The sequence below is a fragment of the Lysobacter sp. 22409 genome, assembly GCF_052045105.1.
GTDB classification, from domain to species: domain Bacteria; phylum Pseudomonadota; class Gammaproteobacteria; order Xanthomonadales; family Xanthomonadaceae; genus Lysobacter; species Lysobacter antibioticus_B.
In genome coordinates this window covers 1-3,402 of record NZ_JBQEOE010000101.1, presented here as the reverse complement: position 1 = coordinate 3,402, position 3,402 = coordinate 1, and the positions used below count along the sequence as shown (strand labels likewise).

Sequence of the window (3,402 nt, the reverse complement as noted above, 5' to 3'; positions counted from 1 at the left end):
AGAGCCCTTTTCTTTGGTTAGCTTTCTTTTGGGCTTAGCAAAAGAAAGTAACCCGGCCGCGTAGCGGACGGAAGCTCTGCTCTTGCTTGATCGATACTCGGCGAGATCGGTCGCGACTTACGTCGCTCCTACAAGGGTGACAGCTCTGCACTTGCTTTGGGTTTTCAGAAGCAAGATCAAACGCTAAGAGCTTCCGCCACTAAAGCGGCGGGTTACTTTCTTTTGTCATAAGCAACAAAAGAAAGCTAACCAAAGAAAAATGCTTTTCTTTGAATCAAGGGCCCGCGCGTTCGGTGCCGACGCAGGGATTTTTCATACGGGACATCCATGTCCCGATGAAAAACGGCCCGCATCCATGCGGGCCGCCCTTCGGGTCTCCAATTCGCAGGAAAAGCGAAGAGCAAGAAGCGGAGAGCGGAGAGCGGAGAGCGGAGAGCGGAGAGCGGAGAGCGGAGAGCGGCATAATCTCAGCGAACCGAACAGCCACTTCACTCGGCATCAACAGTGCGATCAAGAACTAACCCGATCGCGACCGCCCCTCATTCCCCCTGCGTCGGCGCCCCCTGCCCTGCAATCTCCAACAACTCGATCTCGAACGCCAAGGTCGCATTGGGTTCGATTTGCCCAGGCAGCCCCTGCTCGCCGTAAGCGAGCTTCGCCGGAATCCAAAAGCGGTACTGACTGCCCGGCGTCATCAGCTGCACGGCTTCGGTCCAGCCCGGCATGACTTGGGCAAGGACGAATTCGGCCGGGTGGTCGGTGTCGTAGGTGCTCTCGAACTTGCTGCCATCGAGCAAGCGGCCGATGTAGTTGACGCGTACGGTGTCGCTGGCTTTCGGGTGCGCACCCTTGCCGGCACGCAGCACCTGGTACTGCAGACCGGAAGCGGTGCTGGCCACGCCGTCGACTTTCGCGTTCTTCTTCAGGAAGGCGTCGCCGGCTTCGAGGTTGCGCGCCGCGAGCTGCTTGAGCTCACCGTCGCGCTTATTGCGCAGATGCTCGCTGAAGCCTTCGCGGATCTTCTTGCTCTGCGCCTCGTCGTACAACATCGGCGCATCGGCCTGGGCGTCGCGGATCGCGCGCAGCACGATGCGCTGGTCCAGTTCGCCGCGGATCGGTTCGATGCTGCGAGCAAAATCGCGGCCGACGATGTAGCTGATGCGGGCCTTCTCGCTGTCGAGCTCCACCGCGGTCAGTGCGGTGCCGGCGACATCGCTGACGGCATCGCCCTGGGCTGGGCCGCCCGCAGGCGGCGTGCATGCGGCCAGGCCCAGGACGGCGGCGAGCAGGGTCGGACGCAGGAAATCGTGGCGCATGGCAACTCCGTAATGCAGGGGCATCGATCGGGAAGGCGGAATCAGTCGGTCACCGCGAAGGTCAGCATCATGCCCATGTCCTCGTGTTCGAGGTTGTGGCAATGGAGCATGTAGCGCTGGCTGCCGCTGAGCGGTTGGGCGAAGTCGATGGCCAGGCGCACGATCTCGCCGGGCCAGACCACGACGGTGTCGTTCCAGCCCAGGTCCTGCGCGGTCAGACCGCCGGGCGCGACCTGGCGCCCGCGGATATCCGGCGGGCTGATGCTGCGCGAGAGCACGCGGAACTGGAAGCCGTGCAGATGGATCGGGTGCGGCATGCTGGTCATGCTGTTGCGGATTTCCCAGACCTCGCGGCTGCCGCGGCGCACCGAGAACGCCGGCTCGTGGCCGCTGTCGTGGAAATTCCAGTCGTTGATGAACCAGCGCCCGGCCTCGTCCATGCGCAGACGCAAGGCGCGCACCGGCCAGTCGGCGGTGTCGGGCAACGGGTCGATCTTCGACAAGGCACTCAGGTCGGGCAGCCGCGTCGGCGGCCGGCGTTCGGTCGCGCATTCGATCAAACGCAGTTCCATCAGGTCCAACGCGGCGCCCATCGGCGTGGCGCCGGGATGATCGGCCATCGGATCGGGCAGGAAGGCACCGGATTCGTCCTCGTTCTCCATCGCCACGTAGTCGAGGCTGCGCAGCATCACCCGCTGGCCGGGCGTGAGCGCGCCGAAGTCGACCAGCACGTCGATGCGCTGCGCCGGCCCGAGAAACACATCGTCGACCGGCCAGGCCTGGGCGAGCAGGCCGCCGTCGGTGCCGATCAACTGCATCGGCAGCACCTGATCGCCCTGCACGAAGGCCACCCGCAGCATGCGCGCATTGGCGACGTTGGCCAGACGGAAGCGATACCAGGCCGGGATCACGTCGAGGTAAGGCTCGGGCGTCCAGTTGACCAGCACGCGGTTGCCGATCCAGTCGTCGGCGCCGTCCTTGTAGACGATGGCGTTGTCGGCGCCGACCTGCTTGTCGGCGATCATCAAGGGCAGATCGCGCTCGCCCCAGCGCATGCCAAGGCGCTGCCGCAGCGCGCGTTCTTCCTCGTCCTCGACCAACAGCAAACCGGCCAGGCCGCGCTGCAATTGCACGCCGGTGCGTCCGTGCGGATGAGCGTGATACCAGTACAGGCCGGCGCGGTTGTCGACCCGATAGCGATAGCTTCGGCGGGCGCCGGGCGCAACCGGATGGAGGCCGCTGCCGTCGTTGGCCTCGTCGATGCTCAGGCCGTGCCAATGGATCGTGGTCGCCTCGGCCAGGCGATTATCGAGTTCGACCTCGACCGTATCGCCACGGCGCGCGTGCAGCAAGGGATTGCCGACCTCGCGCGCACCGATGCGGCCGGTATACGCCCACAGCGAAGTCGCCGGGCCCGGGAACAGCCCCACCGCAAGCGTCTGCGCCAGCAAGCGCAGCGGTTGCTTCAGATCGACCTCGGCGAGCAGGCCGTCGGCACCGGGCAAACGCAGCGGCTGCACGAAACGAGCGTCCGGCGCCAACTCCGACAACTTCGGTGCCGGGCCCGAGCCGAGGCTATGCCCGTGACCGCCGGTCCAGCGCCACAGCGCCAGCGGCCCGGCGACGGTCGCCGCACCGCCCACAGTGAGCCCGACCAGGAAGCGGCGGCGTTGCGGGTCGGTCATCGGTAGGGCATCCCCGGAAGCGTCAGGCGACCCGCCATCATCCACAGCCCATGTTGCAGATGTTGCAGACGCGCGTCGCTTCTGTGACGCCGATCAACTCGGTGATCATTCTGGTCGGGGGCCCAAGCCGCGATCTCAACAAGATGCAGCGATCTGGATCAGCCCGCAGCGCCCACCCGCACGACCATGACGCCGCGAGGTTGAAGCCACGCGGTCGCGACTTGCGTCGCTCCTACCCCAATCACAAGCCCCCGGCCCGCCGTTGCCGTTGCCGTTGCCGTTGCCGTTGCCTTGAAAGCTTGGCGCAGTTCCGATCTAGCAATGCAACCGTAGACCCGGAGGGCGGCGCACAGGACGTGCGCCGTTTTTCGATAGGACAAGGATGTCCTATCGAAAAATCC

2 protein-coding genes are annotated in these 3,402 nt (G+C 65.0%); both read right to left on the bottom strand.

The genetic code is table 11. From position 1 onward, the window contains the following. Positions 1–539 precede the first annotated feature (539 nt). Complete coding sequence (locus tag ACTJJK_RS23120) at positions 540–1,316, bottom strand: FKBP-type peptidyl-prolyl cis-trans isomerase (RefSeq protein WP_440731360.1); 777 nt, start codon at positions 1,314–1,316, stop codon at positions 540–542. A 41-nt stretch (positions 1,317–1,357) separates the two neighbouring features. Continuing rightward, complete coding sequence (locus ACTJJK_RS23115; protein WP_440731359.1) at positions 1,358–3,001, bottom strand: multicopper oxidase family protein; 1,644 nt, start codon at positions 2,999–3,001, stop codon at positions 1,358–1,360. Positions 3,002–3,402: the final 401 nt, after the last annotated feature.

Bases quoted from the DNA above. Each gene is read 5' to 3' on its own strand.
- ACTJJK_RS23120 (WP_440731360.1), bottom strand. From the start codon at position 1,316: ATGCGCCACGATTTCCTGCGTCCGACCCTGCTCGCCGCCGTCCTGGGC.
- ACTJJK_RS23115 (WP_440731359.1), bottom strand. From the start codon at position 3,001: ATGACCGACCCGCAACGCCGCCGCTTCCTGGTCGGGCTCACTGTGGGC.